The 991-nt window shown below is 36.4% G+C and carries 1 protein-coding gene; it reads right to left on the bottom strand.

Features of this window, described 5'->3' with window-relative positions:
• Nucleotides 1–991: RNA-guided endonuclease TnpB family protein (locus tag FOT98_RS29965; protein ID WP_144291211.1), on the bottom strand; the 991-nt coding region annotated here is incomplete at both ends.

Here is a 991-nt window from a genome sequence, read left to right as displayed (position 1 = left end):
TGCCGCTAAAATAATATTGGGCTCTATTATCCTTAGACCAAACTGGAACCGGATCTTTGTCTAGGAAACTGGCTTTTGAAGTATAGCTTTCTTCTTGTCTGAAAAATCGGATGCCTTCTTTTACACATTTATTCTCAATTGCTGCAATCAGTTTATGGAACGGGATTTGAACAAACTTTTGATTATTCTTTTTCCCCATATGAGAGTTTTGTTTCCAACCAGCGTTATACCCTACAACAATCGTATCTATATCGAATTCATTCACTTTTTTGAACAATAGGCCTACCGTTTGTGCAATGTAACCGTTTATTTGTCTTTCTCGTTTATGCCAAAGTGCGGCCATTTTATTCGTTACAATACGTTTTGAAATTCCATTGTCCATATTTTTCTGTTGGAGGTTACATATCATTTTGTTGAAGTATTGATTTATGGATTTTAGTTTTTTTCCATCAATTAAGAAGGCATCACCTGTATTGGTTACGCAACTTACTAATCTATCTACACCTAAATCGCAACTCAAAGCGTTACTCGTAGTCGTGGATTGTTGCTTCATTTGAGAAACGTGCATGTCATATGTATAATGCACCTCAAAGAACCGACCTTTTTGCTTCGGTACAATCTCAATGTATGAAATTTTTTTATGTCTTAAGTTTTTCGGCATACGTATTTGAATGGAACCGAATTTTTTTCTGAATGCCACACTCATCGGAATCATCCAATATCCGTTTTCATCCACTTTTGGAATTTGATAGATTTCAATGATTCGTTTTTCAGTGGAACGAGAATAATTCGGAAACTTAGGACGCCCTGTGAACTTCTCAGGATATTTCTTCCACTGTTCCAACGCTTTAAAAAAGCTCTTTACTTCTGCATACAAGGCTCTACGAATGGCTTGCACAGAGTTTGATTGCATGCCCCAGTAGTTCATATCGGCTTGCATAGCAGTGTCCACTTCTTTTACAGTAGCTATATTGTTATGATTCAAGTAACT

The sequence above is a fragment of the Bacillus sp. HY001 genome, from assembly GCF_007558965.1.
In the GTDB taxonomy this organism is placed as follows: domain Bacteria; phylum Bacillota; class Bacilli; order Bacillales; family Bacillaceae_G; genus Bacillus_A; species Bacillus_A mobilis.
Note: the sequence above shows the minus strand (reverse complement) of the source record. Positions and strands in the feature narration are given on the sequence as shown.